This is a genomic window from Arthrobacter sp. Y3223164 (genome assembly GCF_059091005.1).
On the sequence record NZ_JBNHGF010000564.1, the window covers coordinates 1 to 1,337 of the forward strand.

1 protein-coding gene is annotated in these 1,337 nt (G+C 71.4%); it reads right to left on the reverse strand.

All coding sequences use genetic code 11. The annotated features are described in order from the left end of the window. Positions 1–116: 116 nt before the first annotated feature. Positions 117–1,253, reverse strand: coding sequence for a glycosyltransferase family protein (locus AC5RUJ_RS16415; protein ID WP_494128495.1), 1,137 nt, complete (start codon positions 1,251–1,253; stop codon positions 117–119). Between the last annotated feature and the right edge of the window lie 84 nt (positions 1,254–1,337).

Consider the following 1,337-nt stretch of genomic DNA (forward strand, 5'->3'; position numbering starts at 1 on the left):
GGGATGACGTTGAAGTGCCGCCACGGGCGCCCCGCCCGCCGGCCGTACTTGACCAGGGTGGCCCCGACGTCGGCGGCGTCGTAGATGTGCAGGACGCGCGGTTCTGCCGCCACCGCTCAGGCCTCCTGCCGGGCGAACAGACGGTCGACGGCCTGCTCCCAGCCCTTGATCTGGTGCTCGGAGGACAACTCGCGGGCGGCGTCGTGCGCGTTGGCCTTCCACCCGTCCACCAGCTGCGGCGTCAGGGTCTTGAGCACCTCCATCAGGGCCGCGGGCGTGAAGTCGGCGGTGACCGCGCCCAGCCCGTGCCGGCGCAGCAGCGTCTCCATGGCGGGCGAGGGCCCGATGATCAGCCCGGTGCGGGCCTGTACCGCCTCGAAGAACTTGTTCGGCAGGGCGTGGGCCAGGTTGAAGTTGGTGGGCGGGATGATGGAGATGGCGACGTCGTATTCGGCCACGGTGTCCACCAGCCGGTCATACGGGACCGGCTCGCGGAACCGCACCCGCGGCAGTTCCTCGCCGAGGGCCTTGAGCTCGGCCACGTAGGCCGGCTCGTTGGGCATCACGATCAGGTCCAGCTCCAGGTGCTCCGGCGCGCCGCGCATGGCCTCCATGATGTCTTCGATCTTGCGGTAGCGCTGTCCGGCGGAGCTGTAGATCATCCGGATCTTCGCGCCGGTGGGTCGCGGCTTCCGGTCCGCGTAGGGCGCGGCGTTGGTGACCACGCTGGCGGCGACGCCGAAGTCCTTGGTGTACTGCGCGGCGATGCCCTCCGCCACCGTGGTCACCGAGCGCACGGCCGGCAGGTAGGTGCGGCAGAGCCAGCGGACGTAGGGGGCGACCAGCGCCCGCCAGGCCGGCTTGTTGAAGTGCTCTTTCGGCGCGAACTCGTGCAGGTCGGCGTGGACGCCGTGGTCGGGTCGCAGGCTCAGCGCCAGCGGGACGGTGTTGGTGTCGTTGGCCAGGACCGCGTCGAAGCGCTGGCCTCCCAGCAGCTTCCGGGCCTGCGCGACGGCGGCGATGTTCCAATACACGTCCACATAGCGGCGCAGGGCGAGCCGCCGGGGATCGCGCGGCCAGCTGGCCAGCGCGGTGTCCAGCTCGAAGTGCCCGGCGACGCCGTCCGGCGCGGGGCCGTAGCCGCAGGTGAAGACCCGGTACTTGTCCTTGAACAGGGTGATCTGCTTGAGCACCCGCGGGTCGCTGCGCAGCGGCGAGAGCGAGAGGACCAGCAGGGATCGGGCATCAGTCACGGGGCTGCCTAACGTCGGGGCTGGCGGATTCCGGGGCGGCTGAGGAGCCGCTGGCCCCGGCGGGGCGTCCCGCCGCGGCGGCCG